Genomic DNA, 22,500 nt, shown 5'->3' on the forward strand with positions numbered 1-22,500 from the left:
GGCCGCGTCGAGCCCCCAGCGCGACGCCCCCTCCTCCGCCTCGCCAATGGCGCGGACCTCGACACGGCAGATCGTCTCCCCGAGCGTCACCGTCGCCTCGAAGCCCGGCCAGCTTGCGGGGAGTGTCGGCTCGACGATGAGCACGTCCCCCTGCCGGCGAATGCCGAGAAGGCCCTCGACGCCCGCCCGGTGCATCCAGCCGGCCGAGCCGGTGTACCAGGACCAGCCGCCGCGCCCGGCATGGGGCGCCACGGAATAGACGTCGGCGGCGACGACATAGGGCTCGGTCTTGTAGCGTTCGGTCTCTTCCGGCGTGCGGGCATGGTTGATCGGGTTGAGCAGGGCGAACAGTGCGTGCGCCTTGTCGCCCTCGCCCAGCCGGGCGAAGGCGAGCACGGCCCACATGGCCGCGTGGCTGTATTGCCCGCCATTCTCGCGCAGGCCGGGCGGATAGCCCTTGATGTAGCCGGGATCGTGCGGCGTCTTCTCGAAGGGTGGGGCAAACAGCGGCGCGATCATCCGGTCGGTGCAGATGAGGTGGCGCTCGAGTGAGGCCATGGCGGTCGCCGCGCGCAGGCTGTCGGCGGCGCCCGACAGCACCGCCCAGGACTGGGCGATCGAGTCGATGCAGCACTCCCCGCTGTCCTTAGAGCCAAGCCATGTGCCGTCGTCGAAGGTCGCGCGGCGATACCAGTCGCCGCCCCAGGCCGAGCGTTCGATGGCACGCCGCACCGAGGCGGCATGGGCGCGCCAGCGACGCGCGCTTTCAGGATCGCGCGATTCCGCCAGCGGCGCGAACATCTCGATGGTGCGGATCAGCAGCCAGCCGAGCCAGACGCTCTCGCCCTGCCCGCCCTCGCCGACACGGTTCATGCCGTCGTTCCAGTCGCCTGTGCCCATGAGCGGCAGGCCGAGCGGGCCGGTGCGCGCCAGCGCGAGGTCGAGGCCGCGGGCGCAGTGCTCGAACAGCGGGCCCGTCTCGTCCGCCGGCATCGGCTGGAAGAAGTGATCATGCTCGCCGGGCGCCAGGGGTGGCCCGTCGAGATAGGGCACGCTCTCATCGAGGATCGCGGCGTCGCCTGTCGTTCCGATATAGGTCGCCGTGGCATAGGCGAGCCAGACGACATCGTCGGAGATCCGGGTTCGCACGCCCTGCCCCGACTGCGGCAGCCACCAATGCTGGACGTCGCCCTCGACGAACTGCCGCCCGGCCGCGCGCAGGATGTGGCCGCGCGTCTCGTCCGGCAGCGCCAGCGTCAGCGCCATGCCATCCTGCAACTGGTCGCGGAAGCCATAGGCGCCGCTCGCCTGGTAGAAGGCGGAGCGCGCGGTGATGCGGCAGGCGAGCGTCTGGTAGAGCAGCCAGCCGTTCAGCATGATGTCCATCGCCCGGTCCGGCGTCTTGACCTGCACGGTGCCGAGCACGGCATCCCAATGGGCCGTCACCGTCGCCAGAACCGCATCGAGATCGGTCTGGCGATAGCGGGCGATCAGCGCGCGGGTTTCCGCCAACGACGCGCATTGCCCGAGGAATGCGACCACATCGACACTCTCGCCGATGCCGAGTTCGACCACTGTCTGCAGCGCGGCGCAGGGGTCCAGCCCCGCGCCGGCGGCGCCGGAGAGCGGCGCCCCGCCGGTGAGGGCGCGCGGCGCGTCGAGCCCGCCATTGCGGCCGAGAAACTCGGTGCGGTCCGCCGTCCAGGCGCTCTGCCGCCCGCCGAGATCGGCAAAGGTCACCCGGGAAGCGAAGGACGAACTCCACGGATTGCGGGCGAGCAGCGCGCCGGTTTCCCCGTCCCTCTCGGTGGCAATGAACGGCGCCGATGCCCCGCGCGCCGTGCCGAGCACCCATTCCGCATAGGTGGTGACGGAAAGCCGGCGGGGCCGCCCGGACAGATTGGTCAAGGTGAGGCGGGAGATCTTGATGGGATCGTCAAGCGGCACGAAATGCAGCAGGTCGAGGCCGATGCCGTTCGCCTCATGGGTGAAGCGGCTGTAGCCGAAGCCGTGCCGGGCGACATAGGTGCCGCCGTCGCGGATCGGCTGCGCGGTCGGGCTCCACAGTTCGCCGCTCACCTCGTCGCGGACATAGATCGCCTCGCCGGTGGGATCGACCACCGCGTCGTTCGACCATTGGGTAAGCTGGTTCTCGCGGCTGTTCTGCGCCCAGCTGTAACCGCTGCCCTCCGCCGAGATCTGGAAGCCGAAGCCGGCATTGGCGACGACATTGATCCACGGCGCCGGCGTCGTGCGCTCCCGCCCGAGGACCGTCACATATTCCCGCCCGTCCTTGTCGAAGCCACCCAAGCCATTGAAGAATTCGAGCGCCGGCGGCGCCGGGGCCGGCATGTGGGGCTGCATCGTCGGTTGCGGGCGGGCCGGGGCGCGCGGCGCCGACGGTTCAGGGAGCCGGTTCACGCGCGCCAGCTGCTCGGCGAGCCCCCCGCGCCGCGCCAGCAGCACAACACGGGCAACCGAGTGCAGCAGCGCGCGGGACTCCACGCTCATCAGGTCGGCCCGCAGCACATGCACCGAGCCCATGGCCGGCTCCTCGCCGAGCAGGGGGCGGGACGCGCTGGTGCGCACCGCCGTCTCGATGGCGATCTGCAGGTCCTGCACATAGGAGGAGGCGCGCTCATTGATGATGACGAGGTCCACGGCGAGGCGTTTCATCCGCCAATATTCGCGCGCGCGCAGCAGCTGGCGTACCTGGGCGATGTCCTCGATGTCGTCGATGCGCAGCAACACGATCGGCAGGTCGCCGGAAATAGCATGCTGCCAGAGGCCCGATTGCGGGCCCGCCCCACGGAGAATGACGTCGGAGGACGAGCGGAACCGGCGGTCGGCATAGAGAAGCGGGGCGGCGAGGCGCTGGAAATCGGCAGCTTCCTCCAGACCCACGGCGATGTGCCGGAGTTGGACCTGCGCCTGCGTCCACGCCAGCGTCCGGGCGCGATCGAAGGCATTTCGGTCGTGATGGGTGTCGATGAGGTCGAGCAGTTCCTCCCGCGTCGAGGCGACCATGGTCCAGAAGGCGACGCGGGCGATCTTCCCCGGCGCGATGCGCACGCTCTGGCGCAGCGAGAAGATCGGGTCCAGCACCGTGCCCACAGTGTTCGACAATGGCCGACCTTCCGCCATCGCCCCGGCCATGCCGATGCTGCGCCCACGGCCGATGAAGGCCGCGCGGGCGGTCTCATACTGGGGATCGGCGGCCAGTTCGCCCTCCACGACGGCAAAATGCGCCGCCCATATCTGCGGCTCGCCGGGCGCGCGAAGCCGCCGCGTGGCGATGAGGGCGCCGAATTCGGGCAGATGCTCGGTCACCACGAACATCTTGGCGAAGGCCGGATGCGCCGCGTCGACGGCCGGCGTGGCGAGGACCAGCTCGGCATAGGAGGTAAGTTCGATCTCGCGCGACCGCCGCCCGCTGTTCGTCAGGCACACGCGCCGCACCTCGCCATTGTGCTCGCCCGAAACGATGACATCCATCGCGGTGGTGAAACCCGGATCACGACGAATGAACTCGGCATGGTCCTCGCCGAACACAACCTCGCCCTCACCCGCCTCGCCCGCCACCGGCTGGGTGGTGGCCGACCAGGTGGCGCCGCTCTTCAGGTCGCGAAGAAAGATGAAGGAGCCCCAGTCGTCGCGTGTGGCATCCTCGCGCCAGCGAGTGACCGCGATGTCGCGCCAGCGGCTGTAGCCGCCGCCTTTGGCCGTCATCATCACCGCATAGCCGCCATTGGAGAGCAGATGCGTGACCGGCGCACCGGCGGTCGGGGCGCTGAGGCGGCGCACCGTAACCGCGTCGCCGCGCGCGTCGAGGGCGGCGGCGCGCACTTCCTCGGCCCGAGGCCGCGCAACCACGACATCGCGTGGCGAGCGCTCCTGCAGCAGCAGCTCGGTGGCCCGGATCATCGGCTCGCGATGGAATCGCGCGCGCATCTCGCCGTCCAGCAGCGTGTTGGCGATGGCGACGATGGTCATGCCCTGATGATGCGCCATGAAGCTGCGGACGATAGCGGCCACCTGGTTTTCCGGCACCCGCGAGCGCGTGAAATCCAGGGCCTCATAGAAGCCGTAGCGGCCTTTTGCGCCGAGCGCGGCGAGGCGGGCGAAGTTCTGCCGCGCACTATCCGCATCCACCATTGTGGCAAGACCGGTCGCATAGGGGGCGATCACACTGTTTTCCGACAGGCCACGCTTGAGGCCGAGGCCGGGAACGCCGAAATTTCCGTACTGATAGGTGAACTCGATATCGCGCGCATTGTAGGCGGATTCCGACATGCCCCACGGAATGCCCAACGCCGCCGCATAGGAGCGCTGGCGCTCGACCACGAGGCCGTTGGTCTGCTCGAGCACGCTGCCGGCCGGGGCCCGCATCACCAGCGAGGGCATGAGATATTCGAACATCGAGCCCGACCAGGAGATCAGCGCCGAACCCGTGCCGAGCGGCGTCGAGAGACGGCCGAGGCGGAACCAGTGGCGGGTCGGCGCGTCGCCCTTGGCGATGGCGAACAGGCTGGCGAGGCGGGCCTCGGAGGCCAGCAGATCGTAGCAGCTGGGATCGAGCCCGTTCTCGGTGAGGGAATAGCCGATCGACAGCAGCTTTCGCTCGGGATCGAGCAGGAAGGCGAAGTCCATCTCCATCGCCATGGAGCGCGCCGTGTCGGCGAGCGCGATCAGCCGATTCCTCAGAACCTCAGGTGCAGCCACGAACTGGAGGTGGTCGCGCTGATGTCCGCCCACCGCCCGGCCGAGCGCCTCGATCCAGAACATGAAGTCGGTCGAGCTGTTGCCGCCGGTCCCGGGGATGACCTCCTGCGCGATCCTGCCGGCCTTGTCGGTGAGCCGCTTCAGCACCGGCGCCGTCATCTCCAGCGTCTGCACGCTGTTCATCTCGGCGCCGATCGCGTCCAGCGCGTCGGTCAGATGAACAGCGTGCGAACTGCCCATGGTGGGTAGTTCCGCAAGGGCACCACGTGCCAAAGCAAGGGTGTCGGCCAAGCCCTGGCGAGCGTTGGCGCCGACGGGAGCGTCCGCCCACTCCTCGCAGGCATTGGCCAGCGCGATGAGATGACCGGCGAGATTGCCGCTATCCACCGACGACACATAGTCGGGCGGCAGCGGCGCGAGGTCCTGCGTGCCGTACCAGTTGAAGAAATGCCCACGGAAGCGGGGCAGCTTCTTCAGTGTCGCGAACGTCGCCTCCAGCCGCTCGATGGTCTCAAGCGTGCCGGCCCAGCCGAAGTCACGAGCGGCCACCGCCGAGAGCAGATAGAGGCCGATATTGGTCGGCGAGGTCCGGTGCGCGATGACGGGCTTCGGCACTTCCTGGAAATTGTCCGGCGGCAGCATGTTGTCGGCCGGCGTGACGAAGGTCTCGAAGAAACGCCAGGTGCGCCGCGCGATCAGGCGCAACTCCCGCGCAGGCGCCTCGCCCAGCTTCAGGCGCGGCGGCACCTTCGGCGAACGGCTCACCGCCTGCGCGATGGCGGGCGCGGCGAGCCAGAGCAGGGCGAAGGGCAGGACGAGCGACCAGGACAGCGGCGCCAACGCCAGCGCCCCGGCGGCAAGGGCGAGGGCGAGCGCGGTACTGCCCGCCATCTGCCGGTAGAAGCCGAGGCCGCCCAGTCGCGGCGCGGTCGAGGAGGTCGCCGCCGACGTCCATGCCAGAAGATGACGGCGCGTCACGCAAAGCCGCAGCAGCGTGCGGATGGCGGCATCCCCCGCGCGCCACGCCTGGTCGGGAAGGAAGATCAGCGAAAGCCATGTCTGGGCGGTGGCGAGCCGTATGTCGGCTAACAACTGCGAGAGGTGGCTGCGCAGGCGGATGTCGGGACGACGCGGAAGCAGCCCGGATAGGATCGGCAGCAGGTTTGGAACCGCGAGTGTGGCGATGACCAGCCCCGTACCGACCAGCGCCGCCGGCAGTGGGAACAGCCAGCACACGCACAGGACGAGCAGGGTCAGCGGAGCCAGCGTGGAGCGGCGCAGATTGTCCAGCATCTTGCCGCGCCCGACCGGCGTGAGCCCACGCCGTCCCGCACCCGCGCCGAACATCCATGGCAGCAGCTGCCAGTCGCCACGCATCCAGCGATGTTCGCGCTTGGCGACGACGTCGTAGCGCGAGGGGAATTCCTCCACCACCTCGACATCCGAGGCAAGGCCGGCGCGGGCGAACACGCCCTCGAGAAGATCGTGACTGAGCAGGGTATTGTCGGGGATGCGCCCGGCCAGCGCCGCCTCGAAGGCGTCGATGTCGTAGATGCCCTTGCCAGTGTAGGAGCCTTCGCCGAACAGGTCCTGATAGACGTCGGACACCGCCGCCGCATAGGGGTCCATGCCGCCGCCGCCGGAGATGATCCGCTGGTAGAACGAGCCCTCGCGGCCGATCGGCAGCGAGGGGGTGACGCGCGGCTGGAGAATGCCATAGCCACCGACCACGCGCTGCGCGGCCGCGTCGAATCTGGGCCGGTTCAGCGGATGCGCCATCTTGCCGACCAGCCGCAAAGCGGCGTCGCGCGGGAGCCGCGTGTCGACATCGAGCGTGATCACATAGCGGACATTCGCCGGCACCCAGGGCGCCCGTCCGGCCAGTGTCATGAAGGAAGTGTCGTCTGCACCGCGCAGCAGGCGGTTGAGTTCGTGCAGCTTGCCGCGCTTGCGCTCCCATCCCATCCATGTGCCTTCGCCCGGGTTGAACCGGCGATGGCGGTGCAGAAGCAGGAAGCGGTCGCCTCCCGGGCCGGGTCCGTGGCGCCGATTCAGCAGGTCCACCCCCTCGATGGCGAGTTCCAGCAGCCGGGCGTCGCCCGGCATGACCTCGCTCTCGGCATCAATGCCATCGGACAGGAGCGCAAAGGTGAAGTCCCCGCTGGCACCGGAGAGAAAGTGGATCTCCAGCCCCTCGATCTGTGCGAGCAGATCGGCCTCGCTGGTCAGCAGGGTCGGCACCGCGATGAGCGTGCGCAGCGAGGCGGGAACGCCGTCCGCCAGTTCGAGCCCCGGCAGGCTGGTGGCCCCGAACATCCAGGCGACGCCGCGATTGACCAGTGCGGTCGCCGCCGCGCTCACCGGAAAGAAGAAGGCAAGGGCGAACAGACCAAGCCAACCGCCGGAAAGGCCGGCACCAACGAGCGCCCAGAGCGCCAGCGCGATCAAGCCCAGGGTGACGGCGAGAATCGCGCCGATATACCCGCCAATGCCGAGCCGGATGCTGAGACGGCCGAGCCGGAGCCGGGCCGGCGGGCGGAACTGGATGGTCCGCTCGAACGCGCTGCGCCCCGCGCCAATGAGATAATAGCCGGGATCGCTGCCCGGTGCGGGCAGCGCCTCCTGCGGCGCCCCCTGCGGTGCGGCGGCCGGCGCCGCCGCGGCCGCCTCCAGCGCGAGGCCGGCAATATCGAGTTCCGACGCCAGGGCCCCGCGCGCGAGCTGCTCGATCGCGCTGCGATAGAGGTTGCGGGTGGGGAAATCCATCGCCGCGAAGGCACTGCCCGCCCGCAGACGGGCATCGACCAGGCTGACGCTTTCAAACAGCTCGGCCCAGTCGATGTCCGAGATCAGCCGCATGCTGGTGATGACGTTGCGCACGGTGACATTGGAGGCACCCAGCCGTTGCTGGGCGTGCTGCACCACGTCGTCGACCGAGACGTGCTGGGCGTCGAGGCGCGCCTCGATCCAGCCAAGCGCCGGCGTGCTCCGGGGGTCCTGGTCGCGCAGCCGCTTGACCAGTTGCGCCGCGAACACTTCGTTCAGAGGCTCGGGCGAGCGGTTCAATATGTCCGCATCGAGCGCGGCGCGGGCCTCTCCCGAAGCGAGCAGCCGATCGGCCAGCAGGTCCGCCTCCCGGCGTGACCGGCGCCCATCGCTGATCTGATCGGCCAGCCGGCGCAGATTCTCGATCAGCACGATCCGCAGCGTGATCGCCACCGCCCATAGCTCGCCGATCGTCAGCGGCTCGACCTGCTGATAGGCCGCAATGAAACGGCGCAGCATCTCCGGATCGAAATGGCTGTCGGTGTGGGCGACATAGGCCCAGGCGAGGCCAAGCACCCGGGGATAGCCGGCGAACGGCCCCTCGGCGAGCTTCGGCAACTGCCGGTAATAGCCGGGCGGAAGGTCGTCGCGAATCTCGCGGACCTGTTCCTCGACGAGATGATAATTGTCGAGCAGCCATTCGGCGGCGGGCACCACCGGGCGCCCGGCTTCCGCGTCGGTGGCGGTTGCCCGATAGGCCGCGAGCAGCACGCCGGCATTGCTTTCCAGCCGGGCATGCAGGGCCGGAACGGCACGCGGCCGGGGGGCGATGGGTTGGGCCGTCGCCAGGCTTCGTGCATGCTGTTCCAGCCGCTCGGCGCCGAACATTTCCTCGCGGATCGGCGAGGCGTCGTCCCATACGGAACCCCGCCACGCGCGGCCCCTCCACGCGGAGAGCTTGCTACCGCAGTGGCGGCGGAGATCGGCGATCGGATTCATGGCGGCTTCCGGTCCGGAGGGGCGCGAGGAGCGTGGACGGACGGTGCTCGAAGCCGGAGGCTGGTCCGGCTGCGGGTGCCCGCTATCCCTGCGCGACGCTATGACGAGAAGGTCGGCCCATGCTCCGCGCAGCCCCGGACGGCCGGGGCGCACGCCATCCCGACCGGCGAAGCCAGTCGCTCGCCGCCGGCAGCTCGCCCTCGACATCGACATGCGCGGCATCGCCTTCCGGCGACAGGCGCTTCTCGGAGAATCGAAGTCTCAGCAGCCGGCCGTCCGTCGTGCGCAGGCGCACATCCGTGCGGCCGAACACTTTCTCCAGCGTCGATGCCGGCAGGCGGATCTCGCCGCAGCTCATGACCTGGCCGGTGTTCGAGAGATAACCGTCGAAATCGTACTGCGTCGGTGCGACCGAGGCGTTCCCGCAAAGGAGAAGGCCGGTCCCCCGAAGTCCGCCGAGATAGTCCATGCCGATGTCTCCTTGATTGGGGCCGAGGTCAGGGTTGAATGTCGGCGGCCAGCGCCTTGGCCAGATCCTCGGAGCTGACCATGAAGACCTGCTGGGAACTGCCGGGCGTATCGATCGAAGGCGTGTGCAGCATGGTCGCCGAGCGCCGATAGGCGAGGAACGAGATGTCCGGGATCTCCTCCTCGTCGATCACCAGCCGATAGGTGCCCGCAGGTTGCGGACCGTCGAGCGCGCGCAGCTCGAAAGGCCGGGTGAACGTGACTGTGGTTTCACGGGTTCGGAAGGCCATGGTGTCACCTCAACCCTTCTTGCCGGGAAGACGAATCGAGGCGAACAGGCCCTTGCCGAGAATGGGGGCAGGAGCGTCGGGCTCCCTGATCTTCTTCGGCTTCTTCGCTTCCCGATTACTGCGCATCTGGCCCTTGGCCATGATCGTGTCCTCCATGTCGCGTTGACGGCACCGGCAGAACGAAAAGCCCCGCAGCCTCGGTGAGGTGCGGGGCGTATAGGCGCCGGGCGCCTCCGATCGCTTGGGCATCGTTCATCCAGGCCGCCAGTACATCCGTGGTCGGCCGGTCCGGCGATGCACTCCCGGCAAACTCCGGAATTCGGAGACGCCGGCTTCAGGCAATCAGGCCAGTGACTGGAGCTTGTCGGCGGTCATCTTGCCGCTTCTCTGGTCCGTGACGAGCTCGAAGCCCACCTTCTGACCTTCGCGCAGGTCGCTCATACCGGCACGCTCCACGGCACTGATATGAACGAACGCGTCGCTGCCGCCGTCATCCGGGGCGATGAATCCAAAGCCCTTCTGGGCATTGAACCATTTTACGGTTCCCGTGGTCATGGGAAACCCTTTCGTGATTATAAGTCTAGCTTGCCTGCGAAAACGCAGGCAGTCGAAATCGCATTTTCAGGAAAAAGGAACAAAATGACCCGAAAAAGCATTCGCGAGACAGACGTTCATCTTGCCGTTTATCGACCTGATTAATATGTGACTCTGGTAGCGATATTACAAGATCATTAGATTTTTAAAGAATTACGGACGGTAAATTCGAGCGCCGGCACGCCGTCCGTTCCCTGCTTCGGGATCAACACCACCTGCGCGTCGGAAACGTCGACGCCTCTACCGTCCGCCGCTCCTCTTCGCCTAGCGATCACTGGTGCGGAAAACGCCAGCTTCAAACGGTCCCGTTTTCGGAAGAAAGATCCGACGCGACGTCAAGCTCTTGGAAAGACGGCTAAAACAACAAAACCCGCAGCCAGGGCTGCGGGTTTGTCGGTATCAGTGGTTGCGGGGGGTGCGCAGCCACCGATGCCGACACTCGCTAGAAATGGCGGTGCAAGGGTATGGCCCCGGTATGAGCATTGCCCTGACAGCTGTTGAGCCATTGCATCAAACGCTTGAGCGACCGTGTCGCCCGCCACCTTCGTCTTCAGATAGGCCGACGTGATTCTCATCGACTGCTCGACGTATCGTCCCCATGCGCCCCGTCGGCCGGGCCGTCCGTCAGGGCATCATGCGGATGTGCTGGTCGTAGAGAATCCAGATGGTGCCGGACACCATGATGAGCAGGATCAACACGGTGAACAGGATCAGCAGCAGGTCGTCCCGATGCGAGCGCTGGAGGTCGATGTGCAGGAAGTAGCGCAGATGCACCACCGCCTGGATCAGGGCGAGCAGGCCCAGCGCGGCGAGCGCGGCACCTCCGCTGAGAAGCTCCAGCCATACCACCGCGAAGGCGCCCGTCGTCAGCACCAGCGCCAGGACGAGGCCGACCACATAGGAGCGGCGCTCGCGGCCCTCATCCTCAATCTCGCTGGGCGGCATGTCGGCGGGAATCCGGTTGCTCATGACGCGACCCCGAACAGGTAGACGAAGGTGAAGATGCCGATCCAGACCACGTCGAGCATGTGCCAGAACAGTGCGAGCCGCATCAGCCGCAGCTTCACCGGCGTGCTGAAGCCGAGGACCGCAATCTGCACCGCCATGATCGCCATCCACACCAGCCCCGACGACACGTGCAGGGCGTGGGTACCGGTGAGCAGGTAATAGGCGGAGAGGAAACCGCTGGCCTGCGGCGGCGCCGCGTGTTCCGTGATCATCACATAGTAGTCGTGCAGCTCCATGCCGACGAAAGCCGCACCGAGTACGCCGGTGAGGAGGAGCCACACCAGTACGCCGCGCCGGTTTTCGCGATATTTCATCTCCAGCATGGCGAAGCCGAAGGCGAAGCTGGAGAACAGCAGCAGCAGCGTCTCCAGGAAGGCGGCGGTTAGGTCGAAGACCTCCGCCGGCCGGGGGCCTTCGGCGATGCCCTGCACGCTCATCGCCGCATAGGTCGCGAACAGCACTGCGAACAGCACCAGATCGCTCATCAGGAAGATCCAGAAGCCGAAAAGAACTTCTTCGGCCGCCACATGGCTTTCGGGATCGGTGCCGGCGAGGTTGACGCCGGGGTGAAGGCGTTCTGACAGGCTCATGACAGCACCTCCACGGCGGGGCCGGTGGAGATGGCCCCGGAGCGGCCCTCCAGCGATTCCGGAAGCGCCCGGCCCCGGTTCTCGGATGTCATCTCGCGGTCGCGGCTCACGCCCGGCGCGGCGCGGGCGGCGGCGAGGAACGCCTCGTTCGCCGCCTTCACCGTCGCGGCGGGAATGGTCTCTTCCGTGTCGGTCGCGAAGGAGCGGGCGATAACCACGACCCAGATCAGCACGAAGGAAGCGATCACCAGCCACCAGATGTGCCAGACCAGGGCGAAGGCCCAGGCGCAGGCGAACAGGCCGATCAACGGTGCCGTCGCTGTGTTGCGCGGCACCTCGATGTCCTCATAGGTCGTCGGCGAGCGGTAGGCGATGCCGGCCTTCTTGGCCTCGTAGAAGGGGTCCTGCGAGGACACTGCGGGCAGAACGGCGAAGTTCCACGCCGGTGGCGGGGAGGGAATCGACCACTCAAGCGCGCGCCCGTCCCACGGGTCGCCCAGCGGGGCGGCGAGTTGCGCGCGCTGGCGCACCGAGACCACGATCTGCATCACCATCAGCGCGAAGCCGGCCAGGATGAGCGCGGCGCCGAGCATGGCGAGGGCGAGCCAGGGCAGGTAGGCGGGCTCCGACCACATATAGGTGCGGCGCGTCGCGCCCATCATGCCGAGCCAGTAGAGCGGGAAGAACGCCAGCAGGAAGCCCGGCGCGAAGCACCAGAACGAGGCCCGGCCCAGCCCCTCGTGCAGGCGGAACCCGAACACCTTCGGGAACCAGAACTGCACCGCCGCGAACATGCCGAACAGCACGCCGGGAATGATCATGTTGTGGAAATGCGCCACCAGGAACAGCGTGTTGTGAACCTGGAAATCGACGCCGGGATTGGCGAGCAGCACGCCCGTCATGCCGCCGAGGATGAAGGTGAGCAGGAAGTTGATGTGGTACAGCATCGCCGTGGAGAAGCGGATGCGCCCGCCCACCATGGTCAGCAGCCAGTCATAGACCTTCACGCCCGTCGGCACGCCGATGATCATGGTGGCGATGCCGAAGATGGCGTTCACATTGGCGCTCTGGCCCATGGTGAAGAAGTGGTGCAGCCACACCGCGAAGGACAGCACGGCGATGCACATGGTGGCGTAGACCAGCGAGGTGTAGCCATAGATGCGCTTGCTGGAGAAGGTGGCGACCACCTCGGACCAGACGCCGAAGGCCGGCAGGATCAGGATGTAGACTTCAGGGTGGCCGAACAGCCAGAACAAATTGGCGTAGTTCATCATGTTGCCGCCGTCGCCATTCGTGAAGAAATGGAAGCCGGCATAGCGGTCGAGGGCAAGCATGACCGTCGCGGCGGTCAGCGGCGCCATGGCGAAGATCATCAGGATCGACGTGCACAGCGTCGTCCAGGTGAACAGCGGCATGCGGAACAGCGTCATGCCGGGGCAGCGCTTCTTGTAGATCGTCACGGCGAAGTTCAGGCCCGTCAGCGTCGAGCCGATGGAGCCCAGCGACACCGCCCAGATCCAGTAGTCGACCCCCTCGCCCGGGCTGAACTCGATGCCGGTGAAGGGCGGATAGGCGCTCCAGCCGCCGGTGGAGAACTGGCCGACCACCAGCGAGACCATGATGAGGATCGCGCCGGCCATGGTCAGCATCAGCGAAATGGCGTTGAGCAGCGGGAACGAGACGTCGCGGGCGCCGATCTGGAGCGGCATGACGTAGTTCATCAGTCCGGTGATGAACGGCATCGCCACGAAGAAGATCATGATCGTGCCGTGGGTGCTGAACAGCTGCCCGAAATGATCCGCCGACAGGAAGCCGGCGCCCTCCGTGGCGGCGAGCTGCTGGGCGCGCATCAGCGCCGCCTCGATCACCGCGCGGGCGAACATCACCAGCGCGATGGCGATGTACATGATGCCGACCTTCTTGTGGTCGACGCTGGTCAGCCAGTCACGCCACAGCGGCACCCACCAGCCCTTGACCGTCAGCAGGATGACGGTGGCGAGGGCGCCCAGTACCGCGATCGACCCGGCGCCCGAGGCGATGGCCTCGCTGAGCGAAGGGTTCTCGATCATCCCGGCGAAGACGAAGGAGGTCCATTTGATCTGGCCGAATATCAGCTCCCAGTTCATTGCGCGGCCTCCGGCGTATGGTCATGGCCCTGGTGGGGCGCGGGCGGCGCGGGCATTCCCGCATGGCCGTGGTTCTGGAACATGCCGGGCGCGAAGCCCGCCATCACCTGGTCGAACAGGCCCGGGGTGAACTGGCTGTAGAGCACCGGCGCGCTGACCACCGAGGACGGAAGCAGTCTCGCGTAGCCGTCGGCATCGAGCGCGCTTCCCTGCGCTTTCGTCGTCTCGACCCAGCTCGCGAAGGCATCCGCGCTCATCACCCGGGCGGTGAAGGACTGGGTGGCGAAGCCGAGGCCGTTATACTGGGTGTTGCGCCCGGTGAAGTCGCCGGTCTCCTCGGCCACCAGGTTAAGCTGCGTCTGCATGCCCGCCATCGCGTAGATCTGCCCCGCGAGGCTCGGAACGATGAAGGACTGCATCACCGTGCCGCTGGTCAGTTTCAGGGTGACCGGCCGGTCCTCGGGCAAGGCGAGCAGATCGAGCGTCGCCACGCCCTGCTCGGGGTAGAGGAACAGGAATTTCCAGTCCAGCGCCACCACCTCGACCACCAGAGGGTCGGGGCCGAGAGCGCGGTAGGGATCGCCCACGATCGTCTGCCGCCACAGGGCCGTGCCGAGCGCCACCACCAGCACGACCGGGACGCCCCAGATCAGCAGTTCGAGGCCCCAGTTGAACTCCCAGTCCGGCCGATAGGTGCCCTTGCCGCCCCGGCGGTAGCGGTACAGCACGATCGGCAGCGCGACGAACATCGGCACGATGACGATGAGCATCAGCGCGCTGATGACACCGAAATGCGAGAGCTGCCCCGACGCGATCGGCCCCGCCGGCTCAAGGAAGCTGTCGGCGAAAGCGGCTCCCGGCAGGGCCGCGGCGAGCAGTCCGACAATTGCGCTCGGTTTCAATCAGACCCCCTTGCGACCGACGCACGCTCTGCCGTGCCCGGCGCTTCACCCACAGTCCTCAGCCCGAAACCCTGCCGCAGGAAAGCACGAATGGCGATGAAATTCATCGTGCCGCAGGGCGCCGATTGGGGAAAATCAATGGCGAGACAACGGCAGACGCTGGGCGGTGACCGCCTCCACGCTTCAACGGCCTCAATATCGATGCCGCACAAGTGATGGAGCCAAAATGCCCAAGGGCTTGGTATTTTACTGGATTTTGTAGTGCCGCACGCGACGGCTGTCGTCCATCTCCCATATGGGATACCGACCCGTCGCACATTTGCGCCCTAATTGACCTCATGGACGGGGCGGAAATCATACGTCCTTGCCAGCCCCTGTGGAACAAAGTGAGGGGCGCTGATGTCCGAGAACTCTCCCCAAGGAGTGAAGCTTTTTTCCGGCCCGGCTGGCGGATGGGAAGCGCTAGCCGCGGTGGCTCAGGCCGTCCGCAACGAAATGGAGGCCCTGTCTCGGGCGCACGGAGCGCGACCTGCGGGCCGGAACGCAGCAGGCGATGACCGTCAATGCGGCGTGCCGAGCTACAAGTCGATCCCGGTCAAGCTGAGGACCCACCGCGCCGCAGCCGGGTAGACGGAGAATCATCCTACGGGGCGCGCCCCGGATGTCGGGTATCGTGCCTCAGGGCGACCTGTGCATGCGGGACCGGATTACTATACTGGCCCTCACGCCTCTCAGCGTCCAAGGCAGGTGCCGGGGTGCCACTGAGTCACGCACTGATTCGCCCACGCGAACCTGAAGATCTCGTCACCCCGAACTGGCGCAACATCGCATTCGCCGCGCGTCTCGCCGCCGCCGCCATCACCGCCCTTGCGCTTGCTTACTGGCTCGAACTTCAGGAGCCGCAATGGGCTATACTGACGGTCTGACTGCTGACCCGGTCCTCAACGGGAGCAGCACTCGCCAAGGGATCGTTCCGGTTGCTCGGTACGATGGTCGCCGCAGCCTACGCGCTGACCGCCGTCAAGCTGTTCTCGCAGGATCCGCTGCTGCTGGTCGGCAGCGCCATGCTCTGGGCGTTCGCCTGCTATGATAGCCCGCGCAGAGAGGTGGCGTCCGTTGCAAAGAACTGCGCACCATCCTCGAATGGACCGAGCGCCAAGCAATCGGAAAGACCGGCAGAAAAACAAAACCCGCAGCCGAGGCTGCGGGTTTGTTTGTAGTGCTGGTTGCGGGGGCAGGATTTGAACCTGCGGCCTTCAGGTTATGAGCCTGACGAGCTACCGGGCTGCTCCACCCCGCGTCAGAGCCGGCTTGTCGAACCGCTAGGGTCCGCCGACGAGGGGGTATTTAGCAATCCGCATGGCCAAATGAAAGGGGCACGGGTTAGATTTGTCATCCGATCGTCGCGGCGAGCGGGGAAAACTCCGATAAACGTCTGGAACGCCGAAGGAATTTTCCATGCACGAAAGCCGGCCTCCACACGGCGACGATGCCGGGTTCCCCGTTGCGCACCGCCCGGAAGGATTGCTGGACGCCGCGCTGACCCGCGCCGTCGCCGACGCGGCGGCCGCCCTCGGCATCGCCGACCCGGTGAAGGCGGTGCATGAACTGCGTAAATCCTTCAAGCAGTTGCGGGCTTTGCTGCGCCTCGTCCAGCACGCCCCGGACGCGGCCGTGGCGGCGCGTGCCCGCGAGCTTCGCGGCGCGCTGGCGGAAGCGGCGCGGCGGCTGGCCCATGCCCGGGACGACGCCGCGCGGCGCGACGCGCTGGACGATCTCGTCGCCAAGGGAGGGCTGGCGCCCGCCCTGCGCGGGGCGGCCGGACGCGCACTCGCACCCGCGCCTCCCCGGCGCGGCAAGGTGGCGACGGGCGGCCGGGAGGAAGCCGAAGCCGGCCTGACGCCGCACCGCGCCGAACTGGAACTGCTGCTCGGCCAGTTCGTCGCCGCGCTGCCGGCGCTCGGCGGCGCCCTCTCCGACAAGATGCTGCTGCGCGCACTGGTGGCCGAATATGCCCGCGCACGCCGCATGGCCCGCAAGCTCGACCCCGCCGACGAGGACGGCCTGCATGAACTGCGCAAGGCCGTGGTGGCGCAGCGCTACCAGATGGAGTTGATGACGCCGGCCTGGCCGGCGCTCGGCACGGCCTGGGTGTCCGAGTTGCAGCGCCTGCGCGACCGGCTCGGCAAGCATCAGGACCTCTCCGTTTTGATAGGGCACATCAAGGCGCGCCCGCCGCCGGCCCGCGCCCGCCATGCCTGGCGAGCGCCGCTGATCGCGGCGGCCCGCGCCCGCCAGCAGCGGCTCGCCGCCGCCGCACTGCGGCTGCACGCCCGCCTCTTCGCGGAGAAGCCGGCGGCCTTTCACCGCCGCATCGCCGCCTATATGTCTGCTATATCCGAAGGGAAATAGAGAGAGCCGCCCCGACCGGGCGGCGCAGGACGGGACACGTGCATGTTTGTCCGGCAGATGCATTATCTGGTCGCGCTGGCGCGCGAGAAGCATTTCGGCCGTGCCGCCGAAGCCTGCCATGTGACGCAGCCCACTCTCTCGGCCGGCATCCGCAAGCTGGAACAGGAACTCGGCGTGCCGATCGTGGTGCGCGGCCATCGCTTTCTCGGCTTCACCGTCGAGGGCGAGCGCGTGCTCGGCTGGGCCCGGCAGATCGCCGCCGACTATGAGAGCCTCAAGCAGGAGCGCACGGAAACCGGCGGAAGGCTCAGCGGCACGCTGCGGGTCGGCGCCATCCCCGCCGCCACGGCGGCCGCGCCCGCCCTCCTCGGCCCGTTCCGCCTGCGCAACCCCGATGTGAAAGTGCAGATGCTCACCTTGAGCTCGGCGGCGATCCAGCGCGGGCTCGACGAACTCGAACTCGACGCCGGCATCACCTATCTCGACAACGAGCCGCTCAACCGCGTGCGCCGGCTCGATCTCTATATGGAGCGCTACGTCTTCATCACCCGCCCGGACGAGCCGCTGGCGCGCCGACGCAGCCTGCGCTGGGCCGAGGCCGCGACGCAGCCGCTCTGCCTGCTCACGCCCGACATGCAGAACCGCCGGATCATCGACCATGTGATGGCGGCTGCCGGCCTCGTCTCGAAGCCGGCTATCGAAACCAACTCCTTCATGGGCGTGTGGTCCTTCGTCCGGCGCGGGCCGTGGACCAGCATCGTGCCGGAGGCGAGCTTCCGCGGCCTCGGCGACCCCGCCGACCTCGTCGCGATCCCGCTCGTCGAGCCGGTCCATGTCCAGCCCATCGGCCTCGTGCTCTCCGACCGCGACCCGCTCTCCCCGGTGGCGGGCGCGCTGCTCAAGCTCGCCCGCGAGCTGGTGCGCGAGAGGCCGCAGGAAAAGGGCCTGATCTGAGCGCGCGATCCATTGCCCGCATCTATCAATTCTTCGTCCCTTTCAATTTGAACCGGCGGCGCCTTGCCCCCACCTTTCAAGGGTCGGCAGCGAAGCAGCGGCATGCAGTCCGCTCGCCAGGCCGGCACGGAGAACGCCCGCCGCACCGCGCGGCCAAGGCACCCTGAAAAGCAGAAGGCGCGCCGGGCAGTTCCGGCGCCTGGCCCTCTGCCGCCACGCGGCGGCGGGAGCGTTCCCGCTCACACTTGGGAATGAGGAGACGCCACCATGGCGAAGGTTCTGTGCGTTCTTTACGACGATCCGATCGACGGCTACCCCAAGACCTATGCCCGCGACGACCTGCCGAAGATCGATCACTACCCGGGCGGCCAGACCCTGCCGACGCCGAAGGCCATCGACTTCGTGCCCGGCACCATGCTCGGCTCGGTCTCCGGCGAGCTCGGCCTGCGCAAATATCTGGAATCGAACGGCCACACGCTGGTCGTGACCTCCGACAAGGACGGCCCCGATTCGGTGTTCGAGAAGGAACTCCCCGACGCCGACATCGTGATTTCCCAGCCCTTCTGGCCGGCCTATCTCACGCCCGAGCGCATCGCCAAGGCGAAGAACCTCAAGCTGGCGCTGACCGCCGGCATCGGCTCCGACCATGTCGACCTCGAGGCGGCGATCAACCGCAACATCACCGTCGCCGAAGTCACCTACTGCAATTCGATCAGCGTCGCCGAGCACGTGGTGATGATGATCCTCGGCCTGGTGCGCAACTATCTCCCCGCGCATGACTGGGCGCGCAAGGGCGGCTGGAACATAGCCGACTGCGTGAAGCACTCCTACGACCTCGAAGCCATGAGCGTCGGCACCGTCGCTGCCGGCCGCATCGGCCTCGCCGTGCTGCGCCGCCTCGCGCCCTTCGACGTGAAGCTGCACTACACCGACCGGCACCGCCTGCCGGAATCGGTCGAGAAGGAACTGAACCTCACCTGGCACGCCTCGCGCGAGGAAATGTACCCGCATTGCGACGTGGTGACGCTCAACTGTCCGCTGCACCCCGAAACCGAGCACATGATCAATGATGAGACGCTGAAGCTGTTCAAGCGCGGCGCCTACATCGTCAACACCGCCCGCGGCAAGCTGTGCGATCGCGACGCGGTGGCCCGCGCCCTCGAGAACGGCCAGCTGGCCGGCTATGCCGGCGATGTGTGGTTCCCGCAGCCCGCCCCTGCCGATCATCCCTGGCGCACCATGGCCTGGAACGGCATGACCCCGCACATGTCCGGCACCTCGCTCACCGCCCAGACCCGCTATGCCGCCGGCACGCGCGAGATCCTGGAGTGCTTCTTCGAGGGTCGCCCGATTCGCGACGAGTATCTCATCGTGCAGGGTGGCAGCCTCGCCGGCGTCGGCGCGCATTCCTATTCCAAGGGCAATGCCACCGGCGGTTCGGAAGAAGCGGCGAAGTTCAAGAAGGGCGCGTGAGCGCTCACTCCCTTCAGGCGTGACGGCAGCCCGCCGCGAACGGGTCTTCGTCTTTCCCGACGCCGACACTCGGCGCCCCGCACGAAAAGCGGGGCGCCTTTTTCTTTTCCCGAAGACGCGAGGCCCGGGCGGTCACGTTGCGGCGACCGGAGCCTGCCCGCTCTCGTGGTATGGGAAGATCTGTTCGAGATAGGCGACCACCTGGCCCCACTCGCCATCGGCGGCCGAAAGGGCGAGATAGCCATCGGGCCGGACCAGCTCGATGCCGGTGGCGACCGCGTTCGAGCGGATCTCCGGCTCCACCGGCAGGTCCCTCAGCACGGCCGGCGCCGCGCCGGCCGAGGCCCCCGCCCGCAGGGTGAAGCGGGGCGTGTCGCCCGCCCCATAGGGGATCTCGCCGGCCAGCGGCACCATGCGCCCACCGGCGCGCGCACCGGCCTGCCAGGACACGCCGTTGAGCGGACTGTCCTCGTAATGAACCGAGGTTTCGGCGAGCTCACCCTCGAGCGTGTGCTGCACCGCTGGCACACCGAGCAGGACATGCATCACCGCGTTGCGGATGTGGCGCAGCACCGGGTTCTTCATCGTCGCCACGCGCGTAAGCCGGCCGGCGGAGGCGATGACCTGCGCCCCCACGGCGCGGCGCTCGGGATCGTAGCTGTCGAGCAGCAGCGGGGACGTCGAAAGCCCGCGCAGCACGAGCGCCAGCTTCCAGGCGAGATTCACCGCGTCCTGCATGCCCGTGTTCATGCCCTGTCCGCCGGCGGGGCTGTGCACATGGGCCGAATCGCCGGCGAGAAACACCCGCCCGACCCGGTAGCTGTTCACCTGCCGCTCATTGATGCGGAAGGAGGTGGTCCACACCGTGTCGGTGATCTGCATTCCGCCGGGGCCGCGCCGATCCAGAATGGACTGGAACGTCGCAAGCGGGGGCGGCGGCGGGACATCGCCGGCGGATTGCCCCACGCCGAGAATCAGCCGGTAGCGGTTGCCGCCGAGCGGGAACAGCACGGCCGGGCCCTCCTCGTGCCACCAGGTCGCGAATTCGTTCGGCGGGAAGGGCACGCCGTTGATGTGGAAGTCGCCCTGCGCCCAGTCGCTGCCGAGCGTATCGCCCTCGAAGCTGAGGCCGAGCCGGTGGCGGATCGGGCTGTGGGCGCCGTCGCAGCCGATCAGCGCACTGAAACGGCCGGTTTCCTCGCGTCCGTCGGCATGGCGCAGCGTGGCGGTGACGCCCGTGGCATCCGGCTCGAAGCCGGCCAGTTCGACGCCGAGTTCCGCCACGACGCCGCGCGCCTCCAGATGGCGGACCAGCACGCGCTCAGTCTCGCTCTGCGGCAGCATCAGCACGAAGGGATAGGGCGTGGCGATGTCCTTGAACTCGACCCGCGCGATCTCCGCCGTGCCGGCGAAGATGTTGGCGACCGTCACGCGGTTGCCCAGCGCCACCAGCTCGGCGGAAAGCCCGCCCGATCGCTCCAGCAGTTCGAGGGTGCGCGGCCACAGGGCCACGGCGCGGGAGGTCTTCTCGCGCGCGGCCATCTTGTCGATCAGCCGCACCGGCACGCCATAGCGCGCCAGTTCGAGCGCCATGGTCAGCCCGACCGGACCGGCGCCGGAGATCAGAACGGTATCGGTCATGCTCGGGGTCCTTGCGCTCGCGCACCGGCCGGGAAGCCGATGGCTCGACAGGGAGGGTCGTTCTTCGCTCGGCTTCCTGCGAGGCGAGCGCAGGGGCGCCAACCTGCCGGTTCCGGCACTTCCGCCGATATGATGAGCCGTTTCCGACCGTCGCCGCAACCGAAACTGTCGAGGATGAGCAGGCCGCAAAGGGTATTTAGATACCGGCTTTGTGCAGCTGCGCGTCGGAGCGGATTGGGCTGTATTGACGCATAAAAGCGCCGCCGCGGGTTTTACCCTGCGGCGGCGCTTTTATGTTTGTTCGTGACGAAGCAATTGCTGTTCTTTGCAGGCCTGGCAGCGACCTACTCTCCCAGGTCTTGAGACATAGTACCATCGGCGCAGAGGAGTTTAACGGCCGAGTTCGGGATGGGATCGGGTTCAGGCTCCTCGCAATAGCCACCAGGCCGGCAAAGGACAGCAATGAAGCGAAGCAAATCTGGTCTTTATTCATCGATCCACCTGAGTGGATATCGAGGATGAGAACGATCAAGCCAATCGAACGATTAGTACCGGTAAGCTCAATGTGTCACCACACTTACACACCCGGCCTATCAACGTGGTCGTCTTCCACGGTTCTCGAGGGAATACTCGTTTTGAGGTGGGTTTCCCGCTTAGATGCTTTCAGCGGTTATCCCGTCCGTACATAGCTACGCTGCACTGCGGCTGGCGCCACAACAGCTCCACCAGAGGTACGTTCATCCCGGTCCTCTCGTACTAGGGACAAATCCTCTCAATATTCCTACACCCACGGCAGATAGGGACCGAACTGTCTCACGACGTTCTGAACCCAGCTCACGTACCACTTTAATCGGCGAACAGCCGAACCCTTGGGACCTGCTCCAGCCCCAGGATGTGATGAGCCGACATCGAGGTGCCAAACGATGCCGTCGATATGGACTCTTGGGCATCATCAGCCTGTTATCCCCGGCGTACCTTTTATTCGTTGAGCGATGGCCCGTCCACGTGGGACCACCGGATCACTATGGCCGTCTTTCGACTCTGTTCGACTTGTCAGTCTCACAGTCAGGCGGGCTTATGCCATTGCACTCGACGACCGATTTCCGACCGGTCTGAGCCCACCATCGCGCGCCTCCGTTACTCTTTGGGAGGCGACCGCCCCAGTCAAACTGCCCACCATGCAATGTCCCGGACCCGGATAACGGGTCGCGGTTAGACATCCATATCTATAAGGGTGGTATTTCAAGGGTGACTCCACGAGAGCTGGCGCCCTCGCTTCAAAGTCTACCACCTATCCTACACATACCGACACGAATGCCAGTGCAAAGTTGCAGTAAAGGTGCACGGGGTCTTTCCGTCTGACCGCAGGAACCCCGCATCTTCACGGGGAATTCAATTTCACTGAGTCTATGCTGGAGACAGCGGGGAAGTCATTACGCCATTCGTGCAGGTCGGAACTTACCCGACAAGGAATTTCGCTACCTTAGGACCGTTATAGTTACGGCCGCCGTTTACCGGGGCTTCGATTCAAAGCTTGCACCTCTCCTCTTAACCT

The 22,500-nt window shown here is 66.8% G+C and carries 15 protein-coding genes, 1 tRNA gene and 2 rRNA genes (2 of these 18 only partly in view); 5 read left to right on the forward strand and 13 right to left on the reverse strand.

All coding sequences use genetic code 11. From position 1 onward, the window contains the following. The 9 genes from GBB76_RS10365 to GBB76_RS10400 all read right to left on the reverse strand — a co-directional run. Positions 1-8,487 carry the 5' portion of a GH36-type glycosyl hydrolase domain-containing protein gene (locus GBB76_RS10365; protein WP_152303234.1) on the reverse strand. It extends 84 nt beyond the left edge of the window, so 8,487 of the gene's 8,571 nt are visible here — the first part of the coding sequence; its start codon is at positions 8,485-8,487; its stop codon lies beyond the left edge, outside the window. A gap of 82 nt (positions 8,488-8,569) precedes the next feature. Beyond that, entirely contained in the window at positions 8,570-8,956 is a 387-nt protein-coding gene (locus GBB76_RS10370) for a hypothetical protein (RefSeq protein ID WP_202911074.1), read from the reverse strand. Between the two features lie 28 nt (positions 8,957-8,984). Further along, the gene (locus GBB76_RS10375; RefSeq protein WP_152303235.1) at positions 8,985-9,245 is read right to left on the reverse strand and encodes a hypothetical protein; all 261 of its coding nucleotides are present in this window, start codon (positions 9,243-9,245) and stop codon (positions 8,985-8,987) included. A gap of 9 nt (positions 9,246-9,254) precedes the next feature. After that, complete coding sequence (locus tag GBB76_RS18935; protein WP_256366623.1) at positions 9,255-9,386, reverse strand: hypothetical protein; 132 nt, start codon at positions 9,384-9,386, stop codon at positions 9,255-9,257. Between the two features lie 201 nt (positions 9,387-9,587). Next, positions 9,588-9,800 (reverse strand): cold-shock protein, encoded by a 213-nt coding sequence (locus tag GBB76_RS10380; RefSeq protein WP_152303236.1) that lies wholly within the window; start codon positions 9,798-9,800, stop codon positions 9,588-9,590. 663 nt (positions 9,801-10,463) lie between these two features. After that, complete coding sequence (cyoD, locus tag GBB76_RS10385) at positions 10,464-10,808, reverse strand: cytochrome o ubiquinol oxidase subunit IV (protein WP_152303237.1); 345 nt, start codon at positions 10,806-10,808, stop codon at positions 10,464-10,466. Beyond that, a complete protein-coding gene (locus GBB76_RS10390) occupies positions 10,805-11,437 on the reverse strand; it encodes a cytochrome c oxidase subunit 3 (protein WP_152303238.1) in 633 nt (210 codons plus the stop codon). The genes cyoD and GBB76_RS10390 overlap by 4 nt, the downstream gene beginning before the upstream one ends. Next, positions 11,434-13,563 (reverse strand): cbb3-type cytochrome c oxidase subunit I, encoded by a 2,130-nt coding sequence (locus GBB76_RS10395; protein ID WP_152303239.1) that lies wholly within the window; start codon positions 13,561-13,563, stop codon positions 11,434-11,436. The genes GBB76_RS10390 and GBB76_RS10395 overlap by 4 nt, the downstream gene beginning before the upstream one ends. Then, entirely contained in the window at positions 13,560-14,465 is a 906-nt protein-coding gene (locus GBB76_RS10400) for a COX aromatic rich motif-containing protein (protein ID WP_246668885.1), read from the reverse strand. The genes GBB76_RS10395 and GBB76_RS10400 overlap by 4 nt, the downstream gene beginning before the upstream one ends. A gap of 755 nt (positions 14,466-15,220) precedes the next feature. Here GBB76_RS10400 and GBB76_RS18835 point away from each other — a divergent pair. Together GBB76_RS18835 and GBB76_RS18840 are read left to right on the forward strand one after the other, a co-directional pair. After that, positions 15,221-15,391 (forward strand): FUSC family protein, encoded by a 171-nt coding sequence (locus GBB76_RS18835; protein ID WP_246668886.1) that lies wholly within the window; start codon positions 15,221-15,223, stop codon positions 15,389-15,391. Between the two features lie 51 nt (positions 15,392-15,442). After that, positions 15,443-15,685 (forward strand): FUSC family protein, encoded by a 243-nt coding sequence (locus tag GBB76_RS18840; protein WP_246668887.1) that lies wholly within the window; start codon positions 15,443-15,445, stop codon positions 15,683-15,685. A 3-nt stretch (positions 15,686-15,688) separates the two neighbouring features. On the opposite strand, the gene GBB76_RS10415 is transcribed toward GBB76_RS18840, so the two are convergent. Continuing rightward, a tRNA-Met gene (locus GBB76_RS10415) sits at positions 15,689-15,765 on the reverse strand. Positions 15,766-15,923: 158 nt separating this feature from the next. Here GBB76_RS10415 and GBB76_RS10420 point away from each other — a divergent pair. From GBB76_RS10420 to GBB76_RS10430, 3 genes are all read left to right on the forward strand, one after another. Then, positions 15,924-16,877 (forward strand): CHAD domain-containing protein, encoded by a 954-nt coding sequence (locus GBB76_RS10420; protein ID WP_152303241.1) that lies wholly within the window; start codon positions 15,924-15,926, stop codon positions 16,875-16,877. Between the two features lie 42 nt (positions 16,878-16,919). Further along, entirely contained in the window at positions 16,920-17,831 is a 912-nt protein-coding gene (locus GBB76_RS10425; RefSeq protein ID WP_152303242.1) for a LysR family transcriptional regulator, read from the forward strand. Between the two features lie 267 nt (positions 17,832-18,098). Further along, entirely contained in the window at positions 18,099-19,304 is a 1,206-nt protein-coding gene (locus tag GBB76_RS10430; protein ID WP_152303243.1) for an NAD-dependent formate dehydrogenase, read from the forward strand. A gap of 132 nt (positions 19,305-19,436) precedes the next feature. Here the strand turns inward: GBB76_RS10430 and GBB76_RS10435 are convergent, their stop codons facing one another. The 3 genes from GBB76_RS10435 to GBB76_RS10445 form a co-directional block, all read right to left on the reverse strand. Continuing rightward, a complete protein-coding gene (locus GBB76_RS10435; RefSeq protein WP_152303244.1) occupies positions 19,437-20,945 on the reverse strand; it encodes an FAD-dependent monooxygenase in 1,509 nt (502 codons plus the stop codon). Positions 20,946-21,276: 331 nt separating this feature from the next. Beyond that, positions 21,277-21,391: ribosomal RNA gene (gene rrf, locus GBB76_RS10440) — 5S ribosomal RNA — on the reverse strand. A gap of 78 nt (positions 21,392-21,469) precedes the next feature. Next, a 23S ribosomal RNA gene (locus GBB76_RS10445) occupies positions 21,470-22,500 on the reverse strand; it runs 1,796 nt beyond the window's last position.

The sequence above is a fragment of the Ancylobacter sp. TS-1 genome (genome assembly GCF_009223885.1).
Lineage (GTDB): Bacteria > Pseudomonadota > Alphaproteobacteria > Rhizobiales > Xanthobacteraceae > Ancylobacter.

Excerpts from the sequence above, each read along its gene's own strand:
- GBB76_RS10370 (WP_202911074.1), bottom strand. The coding sequence starts at position 8,956 with ATGGACTATCTCGGCGGACTTCGGGGGACCGGCCTTCTCCTTTGCGGG.
- GBB76_RS10375 (WP_152303235.1), bottom strand. The coding sequence starts at position 9,245 with ATGGCCTTCCGAACCCGTGAAACCACAGTCACGTTCACCCGGCCTTTC.
- GBB76_RS18935 (WP_256366623.1), bottom strand. The coding sequence starts at position 9,386 with ATGGCCAAGGGCCAGATGCGCAGTAATCGGGAAGCGAAGAAGCCGAAG.
- GBB76_RS10380 (WP_152303236.1), bottom strand. The coding sequence starts at position 9,800 with ATGACCACGGGAACCGTAAAATGGTTCAATGCCCAGAAGGGCTTTGGA.
- cyoD (WP_152303237.1), bottom strand. The coding sequence starts at position 10,808 with ATGAGCAACCGGATTCCCGCCGACATGCCGCCCAGCGAGATTGAGGAT.
- GBB76_RS10390 (WP_152303238.1), bottom strand. The coding sequence starts at position 11,437 with ATGAGCCTGTCAGAACGCCTTCACCCCGGCGTCAACCTCGCCGGCACC.
- GBB76_RS10395 (WP_152303239.1), bottom strand. The coding sequence starts at position 13,563 with ATGAACTGGGAGCTGATATTCGGCCAGATCAAATGGACCTCCTTCGTC.
- GBB76_RS10420 (WP_152303241.1), top strand. The coding sequence starts at position 15,924 with ATGCACGAAAGCCGGCCTCCACACGGCGACGATGCCGGGTTCCCCGTT.
- GBB76_RS10425 (WP_152303242.1), top strand. The coding sequence starts at position 16,920 with ATGTTTGTCCGGCAGATGCATTATCTGGTCGCGCTGGCGCGCGAGAAG.
- GBB76_RS10430 (WP_152303243.1), top strand. The coding sequence starts at position 18,099 with ATGGCGAAGGTTCTGTGCGTTCTTTACGACGATCCGATCGACGGCTAC.
- GBB76_RS10435 (WP_152303244.1), bottom strand. The coding sequence starts at position 20,945 with ATGACCGATACCGTTCTGATCTCCGGCGCCGGTCCGGTCGGGCTGACC.